The 23,254-nt window shown below is 71.9% G+C and carries 15 protein-coding genes; 4 read left to right on the top strand and 11 right to left on the bottom strand.

Going from position 1 to position 23,254, the window contains the following annotated elements; translation table 11 throughout:
• Positions 1 to 110 precede the first annotated feature (110 nt).
• Together OG390_RS34715 and OG390_RS34710 are read right to left on the bottom strand one after the other, a co-directional pair.
• Positions 111 to 1,205 (bottom strand): rhomboid-like protein, encoded by a 1,095-nt coding sequence (locus OG390_RS34715; protein ID WP_406173340.1) that lies wholly within the window; start codon positions 1,203 to 1,205, stop codon positions 111 to 113.
• Positions 1,206 to 1,286: 81 nt separating this feature from the next.
• Entirely contained in the window at positions 1,287 to 1,724 is a 438-nt protein-coding gene (locus OG390_RS34710; protein ID WP_406173338.1) for a hypothetical protein, read from the bottom strand.
• Between the two features lie 47 nt (positions 1,725 to 1,771).
• Between OG390_RS34710 and OG390_RS34705 the strand changes: the two genes are divergently transcribed.
• The 4 genes from OG390_RS34705 to OG390_RS34690 all read left to right on the top strand — a co-directional run bounded on the left by OG390_RS34705 (position 1,772) and on the right by OG390_RS34690 (position 8,556).
• Positions 1,772 to 2,449 (top strand): spermidine synthase, encoded by a 678-nt coding sequence (locus OG390_RS34705; RefSeq protein WP_406178029.1) that lies wholly within the window; start codon positions 1,772 to 1,774, stop codon positions 2,447 to 2,449.
• Positions 2,450 to 2,562: 113 nt separating this feature from the next.
• Positions 2,563 to 3,300, top strand: a complete 738-nt coding sequence (locus tag OG390_RS34700) for a response regulator transcription factor (protein WP_054236710.1) — start codon at positions 2,563 to 2,565, stop codon at positions 3,298 to 3,300.
• Positions 3,301 to 3,340: 40 nt separating this feature from the next.
• Entirely contained in the window at positions 3,341 to 4,471 is a 1,131-nt protein-coding gene (locus tag OG390_RS34695; protein WP_406173335.1) for an ATP-binding protein, read from the top strand.
• A 302-nt stretch (positions 4,472 to 4,773) separates the two neighbouring features.
• Complete coding sequence (locus tag OG390_RS34690; RefSeq protein WP_406173333.1) at positions 4,774 to 8,556, top strand: multifunctional oxoglutarate decarboxylase/oxoglutarate dehydrogenase thiamine pyrophosphate-binding subunit/dihydrolipoyllysine-residue succinyltransferase subunit; 3,783 nt, start codon at positions 4,774 to 4,776, stop codon at positions 8,554 to 8,556.
• Between the two features lie 92 nt (positions 8,557 to 8,648).
• Here OG390_RS34690 and OG390_RS34685 read toward each other — a convergent pair whose 3' ends face one another.
• From OG390_RS34685 to OG390_RS34645, 9 genes are all read right to left on the bottom strand, one after another.
• Positions 8,649 to 9,155 carry a hypothetical protein gene (locus OG390_RS34685; RefSeq protein WP_406173332.1) on the bottom strand — a complete coding sequence of 169 codons (507 nt, stop codon included), beginning with the start codon at positions 9,153 to 9,155 and terminating at the stop codon, positions 8,649 to 8,651.
• 19 nt (positions 9,156 to 9,174) lie between these two features.
• The gene (gene fxsT, locus OG390_RS34680) at positions 9,175 to 12,186 is read right to left on the bottom strand and encodes an FxSxx-COOH system tetratricopeptide repeat protein (protein WP_406173330.1); all 3,012 of its coding nucleotides are present in this window, start codon (positions 12,184 to 12,186) and stop codon (positions 9,175 to 9,177) included.
• Positions 12,187 to 12,443: 257 nt separating this feature from the next.
• A complete protein-coding gene (locus OG390_RS34675; protein WP_406173328.1) occupies positions 12,444 to 14,279 on the bottom strand; it encodes an aKG-HExxH-type peptide beta-hydroxylase in 1,836 nt (611 codons plus the stop codon).
• Entirely contained in the window at positions 14,276 to 15,451 is a 1,176-nt protein-coding gene (locus OG390_RS34670) for an FxsB family cyclophane-forming radical SAM/SPASM peptide maturase (protein WP_406178027.1), read from the bottom strand. Before OG390_RS34670 ends, OG390_RS34675 begins: the two co-directional genes overlap by 4 nt.
• 241 nt (positions 15,452 to 15,692) lie before the next feature.
• Entirely contained in the window at positions 15,693 to 15,905 is a 213-nt protein-coding gene (gene fxsA, locus OG390_RS34665; RefSeq protein ID WP_406173326.1) for an FxSxx-COOH cyclophane-containing RiPP peptide, read from the bottom strand.
• 89 nt (positions 15,906 to 15,994) lie between these two features.
• Complete coding sequence (locus tag OG390_RS34660) at positions 15,995 to 19,369, bottom strand: SAV_2336 N-terminal domain-related protein (protein WP_406173324.1); 3,375 nt, start codon at positions 19,367 to 19,369, stop codon at positions 15,995 to 15,997.
• A gap of 6 nt (positions 19,370 to 19,375) precedes the next feature.
• The gene (locus OG390_RS34655) at positions 19,376 to 20,404 is read right to left on the bottom strand and encodes an AAA family ATPase (protein WP_406173322.1); all 1,029 of its coding nucleotides are present in this window, start codon (positions 20,402 to 20,404) and stop codon (positions 19,376 to 19,378) included.
• 187 nt (positions 20,405 to 20,591) lie between these two features.
• A complete protein-coding gene (locus OG390_RS34650; protein ID WP_406173320.1) occupies positions 20,592 to 22,706 on the bottom strand; it encodes a trypsin-like peptidase domain-containing protein in 2,115 nt (704 codons plus the stop codon).
• A complete protein-coding gene (locus OG390_RS34645; RefSeq protein WP_406173318.1) occupies positions 22,703 to 23,251 on the bottom strand; it encodes a CU044_2847 family protein in 549 nt (182 codons plus the stop codon). The genes OG390_RS34650 and OG390_RS34645 overlap by 4 nt, the downstream gene beginning before the upstream one ends.
• Between the last annotated feature and the right edge of the window lie 3 nt (positions 23,252 to 23,254).

The following is a 23,254-nucleotide window of genomic DNA, read 5'->3' as shown; positions in this document are numbered from 1 at the left end:
CCTCTGGTGGCGCCTACGGCCTCGCCGGTCGTCGGCCGGGTCGCGCACCGGCGACAGCGCGGCGGTGGTCTTCCGCGAGTACTACGACCTGCGCCGCGACCCCTCCCAGCTCACGAACGAGCTCCACGGGGCGAGCGCCGCTCGGGGGCGCCGGCTCGGCATCCCGGAGCCGGCACGACGCCTCGCGGCAGTCCGGAACGGCTGACCGACGAGGGCATGCGTGCCGTCCGCCGGCGCCGCACCAGCGGCCACGTCGAAATGCCGATCGTCAGGGACATCAGGTGCCCCCAGTCGGTCATCGGGTCGGTGAAGGCGAGGAGATCGCCGACGAGCATCGCGGCGAAGCCGATCAGTACCGGCCAGCGCAGCCAGGGCGACAGCAGTCCCGCGAGCGCGCCGACGCTCGCGGCGACGCCGAAGCTGATGCCGTAGTCGAGGCGGTGCAGGGAACTGTCGGGCAGATGGCCGGCCAGCACCGAGAGCCCGACGGGCACTTCGGTGGCCAGCGTGGCGACCACATGCCCGAGCAGGAAGACAGCGGCCGTCCGCGACCCGCCTGTCCGCCGCTCCAGCGCGGTCAGGACGACCAGGAACGCCACCGCGTACGGCGAGGTGATCCCGCCGACGATCCACAGCGCGCTCGCGACCAACACCAGCACCGGGTGCCGCACGAGGTGCGCGACGTCCGTGCTGGATGCCTGGTGCAGCGCGTGCACGAGCGTGGGGTCCGCGTGCTCGGTGACGACCGAGGTGACGGCGAGGACAGCCGCGTACCCGAAGGTGAAGGGCGTCCCGAGGGGAGTGGGGAACAGCCGCCAGGGGCGGAGGGCCCGGAGCCGCCCGGCGAGCGCACCCAGGGCGGACACACGGCCGGCAGCCGGCGCGGCCGTCGCGGCCGGAACCGGTGCCCCCGGGCCCGGTGCGGGCGTCGCGATGGAAACCGCTGCCGCCATGCCCGGTGCGGGCCTCGCGATGGAAACCGCTGCCGCCATGCCCGGTGCGGGCCTCGCGACCGGAACCGTTGCCCCCGTGACCGGTCCGGGCGTCGCGACCGGAACCGGTGCCTGCGCGGCCGCGTGGGAAGGCGGGGTGACCGTGCCGCCGCGCTGACGGGGCATCCCGTCCAGAAGATCGTCGAGGAGAGACGCGCCCGTCTCGGGGTCGGTCTGCACGGCATCAGCCCGTGCGGTGGTGCTCCGGTCCACGGTGAGGCGCTCCTTCCGTCGCGCCCCACCCTTCGTGTCCCACGCGTCGCTGTCTATGACCGACGCCACGCGAGAGCCGATTCACAGCAACTTCCAAGGCGTGTCAGGCATCCGCCGGCAGGCCGCCCCGTCGACCGCGCGGTGCTGCGCCTGCGCACCCCGTACGAGAAGCGCCCCGGGGTCTTCGAGTCCTTCTTCCGCTCCGGTTCGCCGGCCTTCCCCGAGGACGAGCTGAAGGAGGTCCTGCGGCTCCTGGAGACGGTGCCGACGCTGGTGTGCGTCAACCTCGAACGACCCGCCGTACTCCCGGAGATCGCCGAGAAGGCTGCCGCCCTGGTCGTCGACCATGGCGCCTCGGACGCCGCCCTGCTCGACGTCGCCCTTCGGGCGGGCAGAGGCCGAGGGGCGCCTGCCGTTCGAACTGCCGCGCTCCATGGCGGCGGTGGCGGCGTCCCGTCCGGACGTGCCCGACAACACCCTGGACCCGGTGTTCCGGTACGGGCACGGGATCGCGCTCAAGGGTCAATTCGGTTGCCCGCTCTGGTGAAACTGCCAGGATGGGAGCCATGCCTGCCTCGTACGACACCCCTGTGGTCATCGACCGTCGCCAGGGCCCGTACGGCGAGGTCGTGCTGCGGCGGCACGGCGCGCTGCTGCAGATCATCGCCAACGGGTGCTTCCTGATGGACACCTCCGACGGCCGCTCGGAGCGGTTGCTCGTGGACACCGCGTACGACGCGCTGGACGGGCGCGCGCAGCCGAGTGTGCTGATCGGAGGTCTCGGCGTCGGGTTCTCCCTCGCGCACGCCGCCGCCGATCCGCGCTGGGGGCGCATCACGGTCGTCGAACGCGAGCCGGCCGTCATCGACTGGCACCTCCGGGGACCGCTCTCCGCGATCTCCGCCGAGGCCCTCGCCGACCCGCGCACGGAAATCGTCGATAAGGATCTGGTCGCCTACGTCAATGAGATGTCCGCCACGTACGACGCGCTCTGTCTCGACATCGACAACGGGCCCGGCTGGACGGTCACCGAGGGCAACGACGGCCTGTACTCGAAGGCCGGACTGGCAAGCTGCGCAAGGGCGTTGAGGCCCGGCGGGGTGCTCGCCGTATGGTCGGCACAGCCCTCTCCGGAATTTGAAGGATCCCTATGGAATGCCGGGTTCCAGCGGGTGCGTACCGAAGAGATCCCCGTTGCCCGGGGCGTTCCGGACGTCGTGCACCTCGCGGTCAGGGCTGGATAGCCGAGGCACGGTGACTGCCCGTACTCTGCTTCCCTGACGCCGATCATTCAAGCGTCAAGCGCAGTCATGGGATCACCCCACGGATTCCGGAAAGCACACTTCAGGGGCGGGCGATGGAGCAGACACACACCTCCCACAACGGCACGGCGGCGACCCCGGGCGCTCAACGCCGGGTGTTGGTGGTCGAGGACGACCCGACGATCGTCGACGCCATCGCGGCCCGCCTGCGTGCCGAGGGATTCCTGGTGCAAACCGCGGGCGACGGCCCTGCCGCCGTCGACACCGCCGAGGCCTGGCAGCCCGACCTGCTGATCCTCGACATCATGCTGCCCGGCTTCGACGGCCTGGAGGTCTGCCGCCGCGTGCAGGCCCAGCGCCCGGTGCCGGTGCTGATGCTCACCGCGCGCGACGACGAGACCGACATGCTGGTCGGGCTCGGCGTCGGCGCCGACGACTACATGACGAAGCCGTTCTCGATGCGCGAGCTGGCCGCCCGCGTGCACGTCCTGCTGCGCCGGGTCGAGCGCGCCGTCGTGGCCGCCTCGACGCCGCGCAGCGGAATCCTGCGCCTCGGCGAGCTGGAGATCGACCACGCGCAGCGCCGGGTGCGGGTGCGCTCGGAGGACGTCCATCTGACGCCCACCGAGTTCGACCTGCTGGTGTGCCTCGCGAACACCCCCCGTGCCGTACTCTCGCGCGAACAGCTGCTCGCCGAGGTGTGGGACTGGGCGGATGCCTCCGGTACCCGGACCGTGGACAGCCACATCAAGGCGCTGCGCCGGAAGATCGGCGCCGAGCGGATCCGCACGGTCCACGGCGTGGGCTATGCGCTGGAGACCCCGACTCCCTGAGCCGGGCCTTCGTCGGGAGCTTCTTGAGGGGGCTGATGTGATGAGCGGGCTCGGGCAGCGCGGGGCCGACGCGCCTGGTTTCGGGGAGCGCGGGAGCGCGGGTCCCTGGGGCGGCGTACGGCCCTTCTCCATCAAGACGAAGCTCGGCACGCTGGTCGTCGTCTCGGTCTTCATCACCACCGGTCTGCTGATGATCGCGGTGCGCACCGAGACCGAGCTGCGCTTCATCACGGTCTTCTCGGTGATCGCCACACTGTTGATAACGCAGTTCGTGGCGCATTCGCTCACCGCACCGCTGGACGAGATGAACGCGGTGGCCCGGTCCATCTCGCACGGCGACTACACACGCCGGGTGAGCGACAGCCGCCGCGACGAGCTGGGCGACCTGGCCGAGACGATCAACCTCATGGCCGACGAGCTGGAGGCCCAGGACCGTCAGCGCAAGGAACTCGTGGCGAATGTCTCGCACGAGCTGCGCACGCCCATCGCGGGCTTGCGCGCGGTCCTGGAGAACGTCGTGGACGGCGTCTCCGCCGCAGACCCCGAGACGATGCGTACGGCGCTGAAGCAGACGGAGCGCCTCGGCCGGCTGGTCGAGACGCTGCTGGACCTGTCGAGGCTGGACAACGGCGTCGTAGCGCTGCGCAAGCGGCGTTTCGAGGTCTGGCCGTACCTGTCGGGCGTGCTCAAGGAGGCCAATATGGTCGCCTCCGCGCGCGCGGGCATCGCCTCGGGCTCCGGCAGCCACACCCGCACCGACGTCCATCTGCACCTCGATGTGTCCCCGCCGGAGCTGACCGCGCACGCGGACCCGGAGCGGATCCACCAGGTCATGGCGAATCTCATCGACAACGCGGTCAAGCACAGCCCGCCGCACGGCCGCGTGACCGTGAAGGCCAGGCGGGGCGACCTCCCGGAGTCGCTGGCCCTGGAGGTCCTGGACGAGGGGCCCGGCATTCCGAAGTCGGAGTGGCACCGGGTCTTCGAGCGGTTCAACCGCGGCGGGGTCCCCTCGCCGCACGGCCCCGGCAGCGACGGCGGTACGGGGCTCGGCCTGGCCATCGCGCGGTGGGCGGTCGATCTGCACGGCGGCCGGATCGGTGTGGCCGAATCCCAGCGGGGTTGCCGGATCCAGGTCACCCTTCCGGGACTTCCATCTCTGCCAAGTTGACGTAAAGTTCGAACCGGAGTCGCAAGATCCATCGGTGTCCGCACTGGCGGACACGTGTGATCAGGCACAGGGGCCGCGTGAGTCGTACCGCGACCCGGAGTCGACGTACCCGGACGTGTCCATTCAGCACCGGAACCACGCTTGTTTCCCGCCATTTCCACAGCCGAAACACGGTTTCCGAGGCGACGCGATGTGACTTGCACGACGTTGGACCGGCCCGACCTGACCTTCTCGGCCATGGGGGCGTAGCCTTTATTTCCGCTGTCCATCACCTTGTGAAGCGGAAGAGGGCGGTTGCCGCCGTGTCGCCACAGTCCCCCAGTAACTCGAGCATCTCGACCGATGACCAAGCCGGGAAGAACCCCGCCGCTGCGTTCGGTCCCAATGAGTGGCTCGTCGACGAGATCTATCAGCAGTACCTCCAGGACCCGAATTCGGTAGACCGAGCCTGGTGGGACTTCTTCGCCGATTACAAGCCGGGCGCCGCTGCCGCCTCGGCTCCGGCGGGTACTGCGGCCGCGGGGGCCGCAGGGACCACCACGGCGGCTCCGGCCGCTCCCGCAGCCCCTGCGGCGCCCGTGACGCCCCCGGCTCCGGTTCAGGCCGCTCCGGCGGCCGCTCCCGCGGCACCGAAGCCCGCTGCCGCCGCCCCGGCTCCCGCGAAGGCCGCTCCGGCCCCCGCGAAGCCGCAGGCCGCCCCGGCGGCGGAGGCTCCCGAGGGCCCCGAGTTCGTCACGCTGCGCGGCCCCGCGGCCGCGGTCGCGAAGAACATGAACGCCTCGATCGAGGTCCCCACGGCCACGTCCGTGCGCGCGGTCCCGGTCAAGCTGCTCTTCGACAACCGCATCGTGATCAACAACCACCTGAAGCGCGCCCGGGGCGGGAAGATCTCCTTCACCCACCTCATCGGGTACGCGATGGTGCAGGCCATCAAGGCCATGCCGTCGATGAACCACTCCTTCCAGGAGAAGGACGGCAAGCCGACCCTGGTCAAGCCCGAGCACATCAACTTCGGCCTCGCCATCGACCTGGTGAAGCCGAACGGGGACCGCCAGCTGGTCGTCGCGGGCATCAAGAAGGCCGAGACGCTGAACTTCTTCGAGTTCTGGCAGGCCTACGAGGACATCGTCCGCCGCGCCCGTGACGGCAAGCTGACGATGGACGACTTCACCGGTGTCACGGTCTCCCTGACCAACCCCGGCGGCCTCGGCACCGTCCACTCGGTCCCGCGTCTGATGCCCGGCCAGTCGGTCATCATGGGTGTCGGCTCCATGGACTACCCGGCCGAGTTCCAGGGCACCTCCCAGGACACCCTCAACAAGCTCGGCATCTCGAAGGTCATGACGCTCACGTCGACCTACGACCACCGGGTGATCCAGGGCGCCGCCTCCGGCGAGTTCCTGCGGATCGTCGCGAACCTCCTCCTCGGCGAGAACGGCTTCTTCGACGAGATCTTCGAGGCCCTGCGCATCCCCTACGAGCCGGTCCGCTGGCTCAAGGACATCGACGCCTCGCACGACGACGACGTCACCAAGGCCGCCCGTGTCTTCGAGCTGATCCACTCCTACCGGGTCCGCGGCCACGTCATGGCCGACACCGACCCGCTGGAGTACCGCCAGCGCAAGCACCCCGACCTGGACATCACCGAGCACGGCCTCACGCTGTGGGACCTGGAGCGCGAGTTCGCCGTCGGCGGCTTCTCCGGCAAGTCCCTGATGAAGCTGCGCGACATCCTCGGCGTGCTGCGCGACTCGTACTGCCGCACCACCGGCATCGAGTTCATGCACATCCAGGACCCGAAGCAGCGCAAGTGGATCCAGGACCGCATCGAGCGCCCGCACTCCAAGCCGGAGCGCGAGGAGCAGCTGCGCATCCTGCGCCGGCTGAACGCGGCGGAGGCCTTCGAGACCTTCCTGCAGACGAAGTACGTCGGCCAGAAGCGCTTCTCCCTGGAGGGCGGCGAGTCCGTCATCCCGCTGCTCGACGCGGTGATCGACTCCGCCGCCGAGTCGCGCCTGGACGAGGTCGTCATCGGCATGGCCCACCGCGGCCGCCTGAACGTGCTCGCGAACATCGTCGGCAAGTCGTACGCGCAGATCTTCCGCGAGTTCGAGGGCAACCTCGACCCGAAGTCGATGCACGGCTCCGGCGACGTGAAGTACCACCTGGGCGCCCAGGGCACCTTCACCGGCCTGGACGGCGAGCAGATCAAGGTCTCGCTGGCCGCCAACCCGTCCCACCTGGAGACGGTCGACCCGGTCATCGAGGGCATCGTCCGCGCCAAGCAGGACATCATCAACAAGGGCGGCACGGACTTCACGGTCCTGCCGGTCGCCCTGCACGGTGACGCGGCCTTCGCGGGCCAGGGCGTGGTGGCCGAGACCCTGAACATGTCGCAGCTGCGCGGCTACCGCACCGGCGGCACGGTCCACATCGTCATCAACAACCAGGTCGGCTTCACGGCGGCGCCCGAGTCCTCGCGTTCTTCGATGTACGCGACCGACGTGGCCCGCATGATCGAGGCCCCGATCTTCCACGTGAACGGTGACGACCCCGAGGCCGTCGTCCGCGTCGCGCGTCTGGCCTTCGAGTTCCGCCAGGCGTTCAACAAGGACGTCGTCATCGACCTGATCTGCTACCGCCGCCGCGGACACAACGAGTCCGACAATCCGGCGTTCACGCAGCCGCTGATGTACGACCTGATCGACAAGAAGCGCTCGGTGCGCAAGCTGTACACCGAGTCCCTGATCGGCCGCGGCGACATCACGCTCGAAGAGGCCGAGCAGGCGCTGCAGGACTTCCAGGGCCAGCTGGAGAAGGTCTTCACCGAGGTCCGCGAGGCCGTCTCACAGGCGCCCGAGGCCCCTGCCCCGGACACACAGGCCCAGTTCCCGGTCGCCGTGTCCACCGCGGTCTCCCAGGAGGTCGTGAAGCGGATCGCCGAGTCCCAGGTCAACATCCCCGACCACGTCACCGTGCACCCGCGTCTGCTCCCGCAGCTGCAGCGCCGGGCGGCGATGATCGAGGACGCCACGATCGACTGGGGCATGGGCGAGACCCTCGCCATCGGCTCGCTGCTCCTCGAAGGCACTCCTGTCCGCCTCTCCGGCCAGGACTCCCGCCGCGGCACCTTCGGCCAGCGTCACGCGGTGCTGATCGACCGGGTCACGGGCGAGGACTTCACCCCGCTCCAGTACCTCTCGGACGACCAGGCGCGCCTGAACGTCTACGACTCCCTGCTCTCCGAGTACGCGGTCATGGGCTTCGAGTACGGCTACTCGCTGGCCCGCCCCGACGCGCTGGTGATGTGGGAGGCGCAGTTCGGCGACTTCGTCAACGGCGCTCAGACGGTCGTGGACGAGTACATCTCGGCCGCCGAGCAGAAGTGGGGCCAGACGTCCGGCGTCACCCTGCTCCTCCCGCACGGCTACGAGGGCCAGGGCCCGGACCACTCCTCGGCCCGTATCGAGCGCTTCCTCCAGCTGTGCGCGCAGAACAACATGACGGTCGCCCAGCCGACGCTTCCGTCGAACTACTTCCACCTCCTGCGGTGGCAGGTGCACAACCCGCACCACAAGCCGCTGGTGGTCTTCACCCCGAAGTCGATGCTGCGCCTCAAGGCCGCCGCGTCGAAGACGGAGGAGTTCATCACGGGCGCCTTCCGCCCCGTCATCGGCGACGACTCGGTCGACGCCGCGGCGGTCACCAAGGTCGTCTTCTGCGCCGGCAAGCTGTACTACGACCTCGAGGCCGAGCGGAAGAAGCGCGGCAGCACGGACACGGCCATCATCCGCATCGAGCGCCTGTACCCGCTGCCGGGTGCCGAGCTCCAGGCGGAGGTCAACAAGTACCCGAACGCCGAGAAGTACCTGTGGGCCCAGGAAGAGCCGGCGAACCAGGGCGCCTGGCCCTTCATCGCCCTCAACCTGATCGACCACCTCGACCTGGCGGTCGGCGCCGACGTCCCGCACGGCGAGCGCCTGCGCCGCATCTCGCGCCCGCACTCCTCGTCCCCCGCCGTGGGTTCCGCCAAGCGGCACCAGGCGGAGCAGGAGCAGTTGGTGCGGGAGGTGTTCGAGGCGTAGGTCTCGGCACGCGGTCGATTACGACCGTTTCCTGTACTGCGGCGGAGGCCCGGTTTCCTTTCGAGGGGCCGGGCCTTCGGCGTGTGCGGAGGTCAGGTGGTCCGGGGTTCGAAGTCCCAGTAGGGGCGCTCGCGGTGTCGGGCGGCGCGGGTGCGGGGGTGATCGGTGCCGAGCGTCGCCGCCAGGTTATTGAGGGCGACCTCTTCCAGCCGCTCGGCCTCTCTGCGTTCGCCAGTGGCCCGCAGGTCGGCGACGAGAGCGATGCGCGCCGACAGCGTCAAGGGGTGTGCGGGGCCGAGGACTTCGTGGGCCCCCTCCCTGGCCGTCGTGTCCAGGCTCGTCGCGAGGGCTCTCTCGCGTTCACCGGCGAGGGCAGCCGCCGCGGCGGCATTGAGGGCACAGCCGAGCGCCCAGGGGTGGCCGGGCCCCACCGCCCGCTCCATCTCGGCACGGGCTCGGTCGGCGAAGAAGCAGGATTCCTCCCGTGCGCCGACGGCACACAGGATCGGGGCATGATTGGCGTGGACGCCGGCGACGTATGGACGGCCCTCCCGCCGGAGAACTTGGTCATTCCCCGGCGCGCGGAGGGTTGTGCGCACCGGGGCGAGCGTCTCAGGGTCAGGTCGACAGAGGTTCGAAGTCCCAGTAGGGCCGGTTGCGAGAACGGGCCGAGATGGTGTGGACGTGCTGGGCACCCAGGGTGGCGACCAGGTCGGAGAGGGCCTCCTGCTCGATCTTCTCGGCCTGTTGACGGTCTCTCAGGCCGCGCAGGTCGGCGGCGAGGGCGATGCGGGCGGACAGGGTCAGCGGGTGGGTGCGGCCGAGTGCCTCAGTGGCCCGGGTGACCGTCTGCCGGCTGAGCGCGGCGGCCCCCTCGGGGTCACCGACGAGGTTGCGCAGGGCGGCGGCGTTGATGGCGCAGCCCAGGGTCCAAGGGTGGTTCTCGCCCACCGCCTCGGTCATGTCGGTCAGCGACTGTTCGACGAGGACATGGGCGTGGTCCCGCTCGCCGACACTGCGCAGCACCAAGGCGTGGTTGGCCCGGACCCCGGCGACGTAGGGATGTCCCTCGGCGAGCATCACCTCGTAGCGGGCGACGACGGACTCGCCGAGTTCCCGGGCCTGGTCGATATCGCCGTGCTCTCGCAGGAAGCAGCTGGTGGTGGCGGCGAACCTCAGGGTCTGCGGGTCGGTCTCGCCCAGGACGCGCTCACACCGCTCCAGCACACGGGTGAGCAGCGTGCCCGCCGCGGCACGGTCTCCGCTGCGGTACTGGCACAGGGCGAGATTGTGTTCGGCCTCCAGGGTCGGCGGTGTGTCGGCCCCCATGACGAGACGGTACTCACGCACGTTCTTGGTCTGGATCGACTCGGCCTCGGTGTAACGGCCGAGGAGGCGCAGATCCGTCGCGTAGGACCACTCGGAACTCAGCGCCCACGGGTGGCGTGCCCGCAGCAATAGCCTGCGTGCCTCCAGAGTCCGCCGGTCGATGTCCAGCGCCCGCTCGTAGCGGCCGAGCAACCGCAGCGACACCGCCAGGTTGTTCTGGGCCCCGAGGGTCCGCGAGTCCTGTTCGCCCAGGAGGTCGCGGTACATCACCACGAGCCGCTGGGACAGTTCCAGCGCCTCGTCGTAGCGGGCGAGGCCGCGCAGGTCCGCGCCCAGACCGCTGACCGCGCGCAGGTGGTCGAGGTCCTGCTCCCCCCGCTGTTCGCGCAGATGGTCGACGGCTGCGCGCTCGATCGTCTCGGTGCGCTGGTAGTCGCCGACAGCACGCAGCAGGTTGGAGTAGTGGTGCGTCAGCTCCCAGATCCTCGGATGGTTCTCGCCGAGCAGCGTCCGCCATGCCTTCAGGGCGCGTTCGCCGAGTTTGATGCCCGCCCGGTACTCGCCCGAAATGTACATGTACCGAAGGCAGTTGAAGACCAGCGTCTGCACCGCCGGGTCCTTGCTCTTCAGCACGTCCGCGTACTTCAGGTGCGGGACGATCTCCGCGTAACCGGGCCACAGCCGGGTGTCGGTGGGGCGGCGCGGATCAGCGGCGGCCAGTGCCCGGCGTACGACGTCGATGAACTCGCCGCGGTCCGCGTCCGGCATGTCCTTGTGGACGATCTGGTGGACCATCCGGTGGAGGTACAGGGACTCGCCGGAGGACGCGGCCTCGTCGGTGGCCGCCTCGTGGGACTCCAGACGGACGACGGAGTACTGGCGGAGCTGGTTGATCGCCTTGTTCCACAGCAGCGGGTCGTTGAGGAGGCCGGCGATCTGTTCGGGCAGTTCGTCGTGCGGCATCTCCTTCAGGAGACGTACAGGGATGAAGCCCGGCGCGAAGAAGGTGCACAGGCGGAGCAGGTCGACGGACTCCGGGACGGTGTCGCGGAGCTTGTTCAGCAGTATTGACCAGGCGGTCTGGAAGGCGACCGGGAAGTCGGCGGAGATCTTGACGACGTCCTGGTCGATGCCGCCTTCCAGGAGGGCGATGTACTCCTGGACGGAGAGGTCGGAGTCGTTGAGCCAGCCCGCCGTCTGATCCAGCAGGAGGGGCAGGTCCTCCAGCGCCTCGGCGAGTTGGTCGGCCTCGGGCTCGCTGAGGCGGGGCGCCCGGCGGCGGATGAAGGCGACCGACTCGTCGCGGCCGTAGACCGGCACCTCCAGCAGCTTGCTGTTGTGCTCGCTCCACTCGGGGTTGCGCGAGGTGATCAGGACATGACCGGGACCGTTGGGGACGAGGTCGTAGATCTGGTCCGGCTCGTCCGCGCCGTCCAGGATCAGCAGCCAGCGGGCGTACGGGTCGCCGCGGCGCAGCGAGTCCCGCACGGCACGCAGCCGCTCGCCGTACTCCGCGCCGGTCGACAGCCCCAACTGCGGTGCCAGTTCGGCCAGTCGGCGCCGGTAGGTGACCCGTTTCTCGGCGTTGACCCACCACACCACGTCGTACTCGGAGCCGAAGCGGTACGCATACTCCGCCGCGAGCTGTGTCTTGCCCACGCCCGACATGCCGTGCAGGGTGACCACGCCGGCGCCCGACTCGGCGCCCTGGAGGAGGTGGTAGGCGTCGTTCAGCAGCGGCTCACGGCCGGTGAAGCGGGTGTTGCGGCGGGGCACGCCGCCCCACACCTCGGGCATGGCCGCAGGGAAGCGCGGGCCCCGGCGGGCACCCTCGACGGACTCCGGCAGGGGGTCGGCGGGCAGGTCGAGTCGGTCCAGGACGCGACGCTCGGCCTCGTCGGCACCCATGTTGTTGAGCTCGACCGCACCGAGTACGGCGGCGGCGGTCGGCACCGGGCTGGTGGTGACGGAGACGGCCGCGAAACGGGCCGGGTCGGGGGCGACGACCGCGCGCAGCGCGGTGTTCCACTCGTCGTGGGTGCGCGGGCCCAGCTGGAAATACCACTCACTGACGATGATCAGAATCCGGCCCTGGGCGAGCATCAGGTCGCGCAGCAGGTCCACGAGCGGTACTTCGGCCGGGGAATCCCAGCGCTGGTACACGACGCGATGGCCACGCCGCTCCAGTCGGTCCCCGATCCAGGCCGCCCAGGCCCGGTTGAAACCGGCGAAGCTGATCGTGACGGTCTGCTTCGCGGCCCCCCTCTCGGTTGGCCCGACCGGCGTACGAGCTCCAGACATGCAGCGGCCTCCCCGCGCGAAATTTTAGAACCGCTGCGAGGTCCGGCGATAGGCACTGACGGATACCAGTCGCTTGCTTCACGGTTCCTTTTCCATCCTTGTCCAGCGACGATCTTGGCGCACTGATCGTCCCGCGTCCGGGAACCCGTGGCTTTCGGCGAGGATGGCTCAATCGAGCCGGTGGCGCGGCGCGTTCGGCGGGTGTGCGACGCGTCCGTTGCGCGCCGCGCACGGCTGGTTCACCCCCCGCTCCCGGCTCATTCGCCCGGCGCGTGGCGCTGCGTCCACAGCGCGCGGGCCGCCCGTATGTACGCCTTCGCGCGCGCCGTCTGTCCGCGCGGCGCGGGATGCTCGGCGAGCCGTTCGTAGACCGCGATCATCTGGTCCACGAACCGGCGCCCCTGTGCGGTGAGGTCCCCCGACCCGACGAGGGTCGGCAGTACGGCCCCGACCTGCTCCCGGTAGCGGGCGTGCTGGGCCCACGCGGAGTCCCGGTGGGCGGGGTGGGTGGTGACGAGCGCGGTGCGCTGGAAGAACTCCGCCAGCGCGAGGTGGGAGTACGCGCCCTGCAGCAGGCCGTCGTACGGGCGCGGGTCGGGCCGCCAGGGCGCGAAGTAACGTGCCTGCGGCCCCGCGTGGTGAAGCGTCAGCATGTCGCTGAGTGCCGCCAGTTTGGTGTGCTGCAGTTCGTGCACCAGCGTGGCCGCGAAGGTCATGGGGGTCGGTGGGGTGCTGCTGAGGAGGGCACCGAAGGCTTCGCGCCGGGTGCCGCTGCAGCTGCCGGTGGTCCGTCCGCCGGCCGTCGAGCCGGGCGGCGCGGACAGCGGGACCAGACAGCGCAGCAGGGCGACGGCCTCCGTGACGCGGTGCTCGCCACCGAGCCGGAGCACGGACGCGATGCCCGACCACGACTGCAGCCAGCGCTTGCGCTCGGCGTCGTCGAGGGCGACCGGTCCGCTGAGCTCCTGGTGCTGGGGGCCGCCGCGCGCGGTGCGGTACGGGTCGAGGTCGTCCAGGGGTACGGGGTCCGAGCCGGGCAGCAGACCGGGCAGCGCGTACGCGGGTGCCCACGCGGCCGCCTCGGACCAGGCGCCGAAGCCGTCGCTCTGCAAGCGCACGACGATGTCCTTCTCGCCACGCCGGCGCAGCGTCAGACTCCCCCGGCGGTGCACGACGTCGACCGGGACGTCCCCGGCCGCGGCCGTGCGCAGCGCGCCGAGGGACGGCAGGGTCAACACGCCGTCGCGCGCGGTCAGCCGTACCGCGTAGCACACCCCCGCGCGGGCGGCGACGACTGCGGCGAGCGCCCCGAAGTAGGCCAGATCACGGCCGAGTTCGCGCGCGTCCCGCCCCGTTCGCGGCCCGGCTCCCGCGCCGAGCCCGCGCAGACAGTACCGGGCCCACGGTCCGACGAAGGGGTGCAGGAGCTGGGTGCGGACCGGTGAGAGCGCGACTCCGGCGAGGGCGCGTCCGCCCCGGGCCGTGGACACCGGGCCGACCTTGGCGCCGCCCTCGGACACCGGGCCGACCTGGGCGCCGCCCTCGGACACCGGCGCCCCGACGGCTCGGTGCGCCATTGGCGCCGGGCCGCCGACGCGGGAATCGCCGTTCGACGCCGCCGCCTCCACGTCCGGGTACGCGTACGCACCCGGCCCTTCCGGGTCCGGAGACGCACCCGGCCCTGGAGCGACACGGGGGCCGCCCCCGGGCGCCGCCGTCTCCACGTGCCCGTACGCGGCCGACGCCGGGCCGGCCCCGGGGCGATCGTCAGGCGCCCGCGTCTCCGCGCCGGCAGCCCCCGCACCGGTCCAGGACCCGGTGCGGCTCATGGGTGTGGCATCCCAACCGCCCCGCCGGACCGGCGCCTCCACCCGGTCCGCCTCCTCCAGCAGCCTCCAGTCCTCCCGCAGCCGCGTCCGGGCGTCGGCGGAGCAGACCCCGGGGTCGGCCGCCTCCACCGCGTCGAGCACCGCGCGCAGCAGCAACAACCGGCGCGTGTACTGGTCGCGTACGAGCAGGCCCAGGGTCTCGAGGCCGCCCTCGGTGCGGCCGAGTTCGGTCAGGGCCCGGTCCGGGACCACCGGCAGGATCACGGGGTGCCTCCTTCGAGAGAGGCGGTGACGGGCGTGGCGGCCCCGGCGAGCCGTCCCGCCACATGACGGATGAAGCGCTGGAGGTCGGCGCAGTAGACGGAGGGGTTGGCGAAGCCGTGTCCGGCCCGGTAGCGGTGGGCGTAGTGGCCGCCGCCGCAGACGGAGAGCAGCGGGCAGGCACGGCAGCGCGCGGCGAGCGAGGCGGCGCCCGCCTGTCGGGCCGCGACGCCGGGGTGGCGCAGGGCCTCGTCGAAGCTGTGCCGGAAGACGTCGAGGCCGGTCTCCGCCGCTCCCTCGTAGCAGGACTTCAGGGAGTCGACCTGCTCGATCGACCCGTCCGTCTCCACGACGACGGCGTCGAACGGGGCCAGCCCCAGTGACTCGGTGGCGGCGGGCAGCCCGAACAGCAGCGCCAGGCACTCCTCGAAGAGCCGCACGCGCGTCTCCCGTCGCCCGGCCCCCCACCAGCGGTCGAAGACGGCACACAGCCAGTCCCCGTACGCGGCATCGGCGCCGTCCCCATGCGGCGGCGGCGCCGACCAGTTGCCGTGCGGCAGCAGCAGGTCCAGGGCCGGTGGCCGCAGGGCGAGGAGCGACTCGTACAACTCGACCGCGTCCGTCGTGGGGTCCACGACGGTGAGGATCCCGGCGTACGCCTCGGGAAAGCGGTCGGCGATCAGGCGGGCGCCGCGCGAGGCGGCGGGCCAGGACGGGCGCCCCGCGCGGTCGGTGCGCAGCCTGTTGTGCGTGGGCAGGCCGCCGTCGAGACTGATGCCGACGCGGATGCCGTGCCCGGCCAGCACGGCGAGCCGCCGCTCGGTGAGCAGGGTGGCGTTGGTCTGGACGGTGGTGTGCACGGTGCAGGAGTCGGGAACCCGGTCGCGTACGAGATCGGTGAAGCGGGCGAGTGTGTCCGCGCCGACGAGCAGCGGCTCGCCGCCGTGCAGGACGAGGGAGAGTGCCGTCATGCCGTGGGCGCGCGCGTGTTCGCCGATCCGCAGCGCGGTCCGGGCCAGCACCTCGGGCGGGGCGGCGGCGGGGCGGGCGCGCCAGGTGTGATCGGGGCCCTCATAGAGGTAGCAGTAGCGGCAGGCCAGGTTGCAGCGGCCGTGTGCCTTCACGATGAACTGCCGGAAGGGGAACGGCGGTTCGAGCGCGCGGACCGCTGTGATCGAGGTCGCGGAGGTCACCTCGTCAGACACTCCGGCACCCCCATGCTCCACGGCCCGCGATCCCACAATACGGTCCGCGTCACGGCCCCCTGCCCGTACGGGGCGGCATTCCCTGGCGGGGGTCGGACGCAAACGCGACACGATCGAACTTGTCCGGTTCAACCACAGAGCCGACCGGAACTGATGCCTCGTGAACGAAGATTGACCGTTTCTACGTTCACCTCGACTTTCAGAGCACCCCTCAGAACGCGTTGTTGAACCCCCAGAGCATCTCGCTCGGCTGCCCGGCCCGCTCCCTCAGCTCCTCCAACACCTCGGTCAGGACCGGGTGTTGAATCGTCCTGAGGTCCGCGAGGTCCAGCTCCAGCAGGTCCGGCAGAATCTGCGGGTCCGGCAGATCCCGCAGCTGCTCCCCGGCGACATCGCAATCCAGTGCGTCGTCCCGTGCACCCATGTCCTCCCCCTTTTCCCTCACTCCGCTCCGGCACCAGCCGGGCAGGCGTTCCCTCACCCCGCCCCGGCGGCCGCCGGGCAGGCGCTCCCTCACTCCAGCTCGGCCAGCCGCTGTGCCGTCTGCCGGGCCGTCGGCTCACCCGTACCGACGGCGCCGTCCGGCAGCCTGGACCACTCGGCCCGGGCAGCCCGGTAGGCCTCGCGTGCGGCACGCGGGCGCGCCGCCGCCTCGTAGGACATACCCCGCCAGTGATGCGCCTGCGCACCCAGCCCCACGGCCTCCTCGCGGCGACGGTCCGTCGCCGCCTCCTCCTCGGCGTCACGCGCCGACTCGGCCGCGGCGCGGAAGGCGTCGACCGCCTCGTCGAGCCGGGCGGGCCTGCCCAGGCTCTGGTAGGCCTCGAACTGCGCCTGCCCGAGCTCCAGCCAGCAGCGCGCGGCCGTCAGCGGTTCGCCGGCCTCCAGCGCCGCGAGCCCGAAGAGGTGCTCGGCCTCGCGCAGATCCACCCGGTCGCCCCGGGCCCGGTAGCGCAGCATCAGGGCGCGGCCGAGCAGCAACAGGCGGTGAGCGAGCTCCCCGCTGCCCGCGGGGGTTTCGGTACGGCAGTCGCGCAGCACCCGGATGGCCTGGGACAGCGACTCGCGCGTACCGGGGCCGCCCGCGGGAACCGCCCGGCGCAGCAGCACTTCGCCCCATTCGGCGAGGACGTCCGCGTGCGCGGGGGCGTCCCGTGGCACGCCCCGGGAGGCCTGCTCGAACCGTTCGGCGGCGTCCTGGAGCTCGCGCGGGTCGCCCGACTCGGCGTATCGCGCCACCTTGATACGCCCCGAGCGCACCAACAGCGCCGCGCGCAGGCCCTGTTCGCGGGTCAGGCCGAGCGCCTCGTCGACGTGCGCCTGGGCGTCGTCCAGCACGCCGCCCGACTTCAGGATCGCGTCGACGAGGTCGAGGAGGATGCGCACCCGGGACGGCTCACCGGTGGCCGGCAGCCCGGGCTCGGAGCCGGGTTCCAGGGCGGCGCGCAAGGAGTGCGCGCCCTGTTCCGCGTACAGCCGGGCCTGTTCGTGGTCGGCGGTGGCGCCGGACAGGCGCAGCAGGACGCGGCCGTGCGCCAGCGGCAGTTCGGGCGGGCGATGGCGCCGGTCGGGCCAGGCGTCGGCGAACGCCTCCAGCATGCCGACCGCGCCCTGGAGCAGCGCGCTGTCGCCGCCGAGGCGCCACTGGGCCTCCAGCGCGCGCACCCGCTCCAGCGTGAGCCGCAGGGCTTCCCCGGCGTCCAGGTCGGGCGCGGCGCAGGCCACCGCGTACTCACGGTCGGCGCGTTGCAGCAGATCAAGCGCGCCGCGCCGGTCGCCGCGGCGCCTGCGGTCGATGGCGGCGGCGTGCAACACCCGTGCCAGTACGGCCCGTTCCCGCAGCGCACGCGGGTGTGCGACGGCTCGCTCGGCGGCCGCCTCCGCCTCGCGCAGCAGCTCCGCGCCGCCCTGCACCTCCCACAGCCGCAGCACACAGTTGGCGTACTCGGCCCACAGCTCCGGGTCGGCGCCCGCGGGCAGTTCGTGCTCGGTGGCACCGCGCAGCAGCTGTACGGCGTCGATGAGGTCCTGCACCATGCCGTCGGTGTCGAACTGCCCGACCAGGGAGCGGGCCCGGATCACCGCCGCGTGGGTGGGCCGCTCGTCGGGCAGATCGTCGCGCCCCCGGCCCCCGTACAGCGCGAACTGCTCCGGCAGCGGCATGAAGCGCTCCAGGACCCGCGCGGCGACCTCGGCGAAGGGCTGCGGGACCAGGGTGGCGCCGCCGTTGTCGCCGTTCTCGCCCGGATATCCGGCGCCCGGCGCGTACGGCCGGCCGCCGCCACCCTCGCCGAGCTGCGCGAGCGCGAGTGCCGGGAAGTTGGGGCCGCCCTTGCCGAAGCGGTACTCGATGTACTCCGAGCAGTGCTTGAGCACCAGCATGGCCTCGTCGCGGCCCAGCGGCGACAGGAGCGCCTCCTGCACGCCGGGCGCGAACTCGTACCACTGGGCGCCGTCCGCGCCGAAGCCCTCCGTCTTGGCGCGTGACACCAGGCCGCTGAGCAGGACCTCGGCCAGTTCCGACGGTCCGGAGTCGGGCAGCATGGTGCGCTGCACGAGCTGCATCACGGGGAGGCTGAGGGGCGCCGCCGCCAGATAGCCGGCCAGGCGTCCTGCCGTCTTCGAGGCGTTGGAGCGGAACCGGCTCACCAGTTCGAGCGCGGACAGCCGGCGCCCGGCGCGGGCGGCCCGCGCGGGCGGATGGTCGTGGCGCACCCAGCCGACAGCACCGGCCACGGGTCCCGCACCGGTCCCGGACAGCAGCCGCGCCCATGCGCCCAGCGCGGCGGGCTCCGGCGGCAGTACCGGCACGGGAAGCGCACCGGCGCGGGCCTCCGGCGGGGCGCCGGTCGGCAGCCGGACCTTCAGGGTGGCCGCGCCCGCGAGCGCCTCGCCGCGCGTCAACTCACCGTACGACACCGGGAGTCGGGTGCGGTTCCACATGCGCTGCGGCAGCGGCTGGAGTACGGCGGCGGGGCCGAGGCGGGACAGGTGGTGCAGCAGCCGGTGGGCGTGGCCGCTGTGCCACAGCGGGCCCGCGCAGTCGCTGACGAGGAGGGTGATCCGGCGGCCCGTGGGATCGCTCAGCCGGTCGGCGGAGTGCAGCGGGGCCGCGCCGGGCTCGGGACTGCGGCTGACGGCGGGCTCGCCGTCCGGGCCCTGGTGCAGATGGCTGACCTCGATGTCCCAGAAGGCGCCCAACTGGCCGAAGACCTGCTCCAGCTCGGCGAACATCCGGTCCCACACCCGCATCGACGACGAGGCGTCCATCACCAGCTGGAGTGCCGCGTCGGCCCGCGTCACCCCACGGAACACCGGCAGGACCAGACCGCCCGCCCGGGCGCTCAGTTCCGCGGTCGCCGTCTCGTCGAGGACCGTGCGCAGGGGCGGTGCGGCGGTCCGGTAGCCCTGCAACGGCCGTAATGCGCGCTGGAGTTCGAGCGGGGCGGGGAACGCGGCCGCGGCAGGCACCCCGATCGGCAGCACCGTCACCCGGCCCTGCCCGTGCCCCTGCGGCGCGCCGTCCCGCGGCACGGGATACAAAGCGACACGCCGGTCCCCTCCCCCGTCCTGCGGCGGCGGTTCACCGCCGCCGCCGGGCGGCTCCGCAGCGGTGGCGGAGAAGTCCGTGCGCTCCGGGACCGGGGCGCACCCGGCACCGGACAGCGAGCCGGGCGCCGGGGCGCCGCCCTCGGCCGGCTCGAGCACATCCGTCGGGCGCGCCCAGCGGGCCAGCCAGAGACTGTCGCACAGCTGCTGGGCGTCGGGGTCGAGTCCGATCTGCCGCATCCGGACGATGAGTTCGGCGATCAGGTCGCCGCCGTGCAGGACGGCGTCTCCCGGGTCACCGGGAGTGTCGGGACCGTGGCGCGCCGCGGCGTCAGGCATCGGGCCTCACCTCGGGCGGTCGAGTCGCTGGATGAGCAGGTCCGCGAGACGGTCGCGACTGGGCGGGGCGGCCGCGTCGGTGAGGTAGATGGCGTTCAACAGCTGGTCGGCCGCGACCAGTTCGCTGCGCGAGCGCTCCAGGAAGTGGGTGATGAGATCGTCCCCGGCCCGCGCGGCCTCGTCGCCGAGATGGGCGCGTACGAAGGTGGCAAGCCGCTTGTGGTCCGGGCGCCCCAGTTCCAGGTGGATGCAGCGGCGCATGAGAGGGGCGGGGAAATCGCGCTCGCCGTTGCTGGTGAGCACCACGAAGGGGAAGGAGCGGCAGCGCACCCGGCCGTCGCGCACCCGCGCCTTGGTGCCGTCGGCGGTGAGCACCTCGGCCTCGCCGCCGGGCAGCCGGTCGGCGACGCGCTCCAGCTCGGGAACGGCGAACTCGCCCTCTTCGAGCACGTTGAGCAGGTCGTTGGGCAGATCGATGTCGCTCTTGTCCAGCTCGTCGATGAGCAGCACGCGCGGGGTGTCGGACGGCAGCAGCGCGGTGCCGAGGGGGCCGAGCCGGATATAGCTGCCGATGCCTTCGACGGATCCGGGAGCCCCGGGAGTGGCCGGATCGGTGCCCTGCGGGGCGGCGATCTGCACGTCCTGGAGCCGGGCGATCGCGTCGTAGTGGTACAGGCCGTCCTGCAGTGTGGACCGGCTGACGATCGGCCAGCGCAGCACATTGCCCAGCCCGAGTTCGTACGCCACCGAGTGCGCGAGCGTGCTCTTGCCCGCGCCCGGGCTGCCGGTGACCAGCAGGGGACGGCGCAGATAGAGCGCCGCGTTGATCATTTCGAGTTCCTCGGCGCCCGGCCGGTGCAGCTCGGCCAGATGCCGGTGTGCGCCCAGCCTGCGGTCCTCGGAACCGTCGCCGTTCCTCCCGGCCGCGTCCCGGCTCGCGAAGTCGCGCCAGGGGGGTGGGGCCGGGAGACGGTCTATGCCGTCGTGGGGTTCACCGGCGCCTCGGTAGATGAGCCACTCGCTGGATTCGGTCATTGCCCAGTCCTCGTCGTCACTCGTCCACCATGGCCGCCGTCGAACATGCGGGAGCGTGCCTCACCGTATCGACCCTCGGGGGGCCTCGAAAGGGCCCGGTACAGGCTCGTAACGGCCCAATTCAGTGCCGTACCAGCCGAGTTCGACTTCGCGGGCGTTCGGTAGGGCAGAGCGCCGGGTGCCGCGGTCATGGCGCCTCCAACAGGTCACCGGCCCCGGGCAGAGGCCGGCTCGGATCGTCGTAGAACAGGGCGATGCCGTCGGCCCAAAAAGTCTCCCGCAAACCCGCGCGCAGCCCCACCCGCAGCGCGTGGACGACTTCGGGAAGCCGCTCGGCGCTGCCCGCTTCCGCGATGGTGTCGCCCACCCGCCGGTGGAACTCCCCGCAGACGGCCTCCGGCTGGTCCGGCCGACGCCGCCACAGCGCGACGCTGTAGCCGCCGTGCACGATCCGCAACAGCGCGAGCGGGTCGTCCTCGAAGCGGTGGTCGCCGTAACGGCACAGCACCGGGACCGTGGTGTGGGGCAGTCCGCGCAACGACTCCGCGGGCGGTACGGGTACCCGTCGCCCGTCCTCGCAGTCCAGGACTTCGGTCTTCGCGCCGTACGCGTGGATCCGCCGCCAGCGGGCCGCGCGCTCGTACTGCTCCTCGTCGGCGGACATCTGCCGGTCGACAAAGTCGCCCTCGTCCGGCAGCTGCTCCCGGTCGGCGCAGCGCACGACGACCGGCCGGTGGGCGCCGAGCGGCGGCGTGTCCGGCGCGAACCGCCAGGCGTCGACGTCCAGGCCGAGCAGCTGATGGGGCAGCGCCACTTGGAGAACCGCGGGCCGCCAGGGCTGGTCACACTGTCGGAAGGCTTCCGCCAAGGGCGCCGCGAGGCTGCCGGTGAGTTCGGCGAGCGGAATGCGCTCGGCCTCGCCCACCCGCACCACCTCCCCGTCGGGACGGCCCACGGAGACCCGCCAGTCGCAGCGGTCCGGTTCCCAGCCCCGCTGCTCCAGTTCGAGCAGGGCGTAGGGGCGGGGCGCACCCTCGGCGACATGCGCCAGGGCGCGCGCCCTCTGTGCCTCCGCCTGATGCTCCGCACGGTTCAGCAAAGGCCGGAGGCTCTCGACCGGCTGCTGAGCAAGTTGGCGGCGGTACCTGACGCCAAGGCCCTCCGCGGCCCGCCACGCCCACCGCCACAAGGCCCGCTCCGCGCTCTCGGTATCGGCGTCGCCGAAGGGGCGCTCGGCGCTCATGACCCGCACCACATAGTCGATGACCAGTTCCAACGCGCCGTCCTGGCGCGAGCTCTCGTACAGCGCCCCGAGGCCGTCGCGCCAGGCGCGCGGCGCCGGGTGCGGGATCGCCGCATGGCTGCCCAGCAGGGATTCAAGGATGCCGAACAGCTCGCCGGTACTGGCTGGAGGCGGCAGATCGGCGAGCCTGCCGAGCAACCGGGTCCGCTCGAACGGGCTGAAGGCGCGGCCGGGCCGCGCGCCGAGCTGGCCCTGCACGTCGGCCCAGGTGTTGCCGTCGTAGTCGGGATGGCGCTGCCGGTCGCGGTGATAGCGGTCGTGGGCACGGAAGACGGCCTGGTACAGATCTTCGTGCTCGCCGCGCACGTCACCCGTCGGCACCGGCAGGGACCGTAACTGCTCCACCCCCGTGCAGGTACCACCGAGCCCCCGGTCCGCCTGCGACTTCAGGACGCCGACGATCTCACCCCGTACGGGATCGACGACGGGCCCTCCCGAGACGCCGGGCGGCAGCACATCGCCGCCCAGCCGGATCTGCTCGTCCTCGGACCAGCCGCCGAGGGTGCCCTGCACCGTGCAGGTCCCGTTCAACCGGCGCAGCTCACCGCCGACCACGGACCATCCCGAGTACAGGACCTTCGCCTCTTCGTAGTACACCACCGGGCGCTCGGTGACATAGGCGCAGTCGTGGTCGACGGGCTCGCACAGCCGGACGAGCGCGAGGTCGGGGGCCGGCCAACTGCCGCGCACGACACCCTCGACATGCTGCGGGAGCGTCGTCGCCACCTCGCCCGCGACGGCGGACCTACCGCGGCCCGGCCCCGTCTCATAGACCACGGCCACCTCGCCCCCCTCCCCGCTCCGAGCCACATGCGCGCAGGTCAGAACCCAGTTCGGAGCGACGAAAAAGCCACTCCCGAGGAACGTGCCGGGCTCGTCCAGGGCATACCCGGACCCCGCGCGATGGATGCGCACCGTCGCCGCCGTGACGAGATCACGCAGCGCACGGTGAGCGTTTCCGGGGCCGCCCGGTGCGCCCGGGGCGTGCCCGTCCGTCACGCCCCGCCCCCGACGGAGGCGTCACCGGAGCCGCCGTGCGCCGGGGCGCCGGGGGACGCGCCCGCTTGCGGGTCGGCCGGTGGGTTCGCCTGTGTGTTTCGGCCTGTCGGGCCCGGCTGCGTGTGTCCGCCGGTGACGGTCGGGTGGGTGTGGTCGGTGGTGCTGGACCGCGCGTTCTCGTCGGTCGCTCCGAGGTCCGGTGGGCCGCCGTTCCAGGTGAGCGTCACCGTGATGCCGGCCTTGGCCTCGCCGTCCGCGAGGAGGCCGACCACCTTGCCTGCCTTGGCCGTCAGCTCGATCCCGAACTCGACGCTGACCTCGTCGGGCCGCACCGCCCGCAGGGGCGCGGCCAGCGAACGAGCGACGCTGGTGATCACCGACTGCAGGCTCTCGACCTGCGCCTCCACCCGGTCGCCGAACCCTGTGTCCGTGTACGACAGCCCGCCGGACGGTTCCTCCAGCTCCTCGGCCCCCGAGATCCGGGCCCAGACCGGCGTCCCGTCCGGCATCTCGATCCGTGCGATCCGGGTCGCTGCGTCACCCATGGC

This window comes from Streptomyces sp. NBC_00996 (assembly GCF_045162675.1).
GTDB lineage: Bacteria > Actinomycetota > Actinomycetes > Streptomycetales > Streptomycetaceae > Streptomyces.
The sequence above is the reverse complement of the archived record's forward strand: the minus strand, read 5'-3'. Positions and strand labels throughout refer to the sequence as shown.

What these genes read in the sequence shown, in the direction of transcription:
- OG390_RS34705 (WP_406178029.1), top strand. Translation starts at nt 1,772, where the DNA reads ATGCCTGCCTCGTACGACACCCCTGTGGTCATCGACCGTCGCCAGGGC.
- OG390_RS34700 (WP_054236710.1), top strand. Translation starts at nt 2,563, where the DNA reads ATGGAGCAGACACACACCTCCCACAACGGCACGGCGGCGACCCCGGGC.
- OG390_RS34695 (WP_406173335.1), top strand. Translation starts at nt 3,341, where the DNA reads ATGAGCGGGCTCGGGCAGCGCGGGGCCGACGCGCCTGGTTTCGGGGAG.
- fxsT (WP_406173330.1), bottom strand. Translation starts at nt 12,186, where the DNA reads ATGTCTGGAGCTCGTACGCCGGTCGGGCCAACCGAGAGGGGGGCCGCG.
- fxsA (WP_406173326.1), bottom strand. Translation starts at nt 15,905, where the DNA reads ATGGGTGCACGGGACGACGCACTGGATTGCGATGTCGCCGGGGAGCAG.
- OG390_RS34660 (WP_406173324.1), bottom strand. Translation starts at nt 19,369, where the DNA reads ATGCCTGACGCCGCGGCGCGCCACGGTCCCGACACTCCCGGTGACCCG.
- OG390_RS34655 (WP_406173322.1), bottom strand. Translation starts at nt 20,404, where the DNA reads ATGACCGAATCCAGCGAGTGGCTCATCTACCGAGGCGCCGGTGAACCC.
- OG390_RS34645 (WP_406173318.1), bottom strand. Translation starts at nt 23,251, where the DNA reads ATGGGTGACGCAGCGACCCGGATCGCACGGATCGAGATGCCGGACGGG.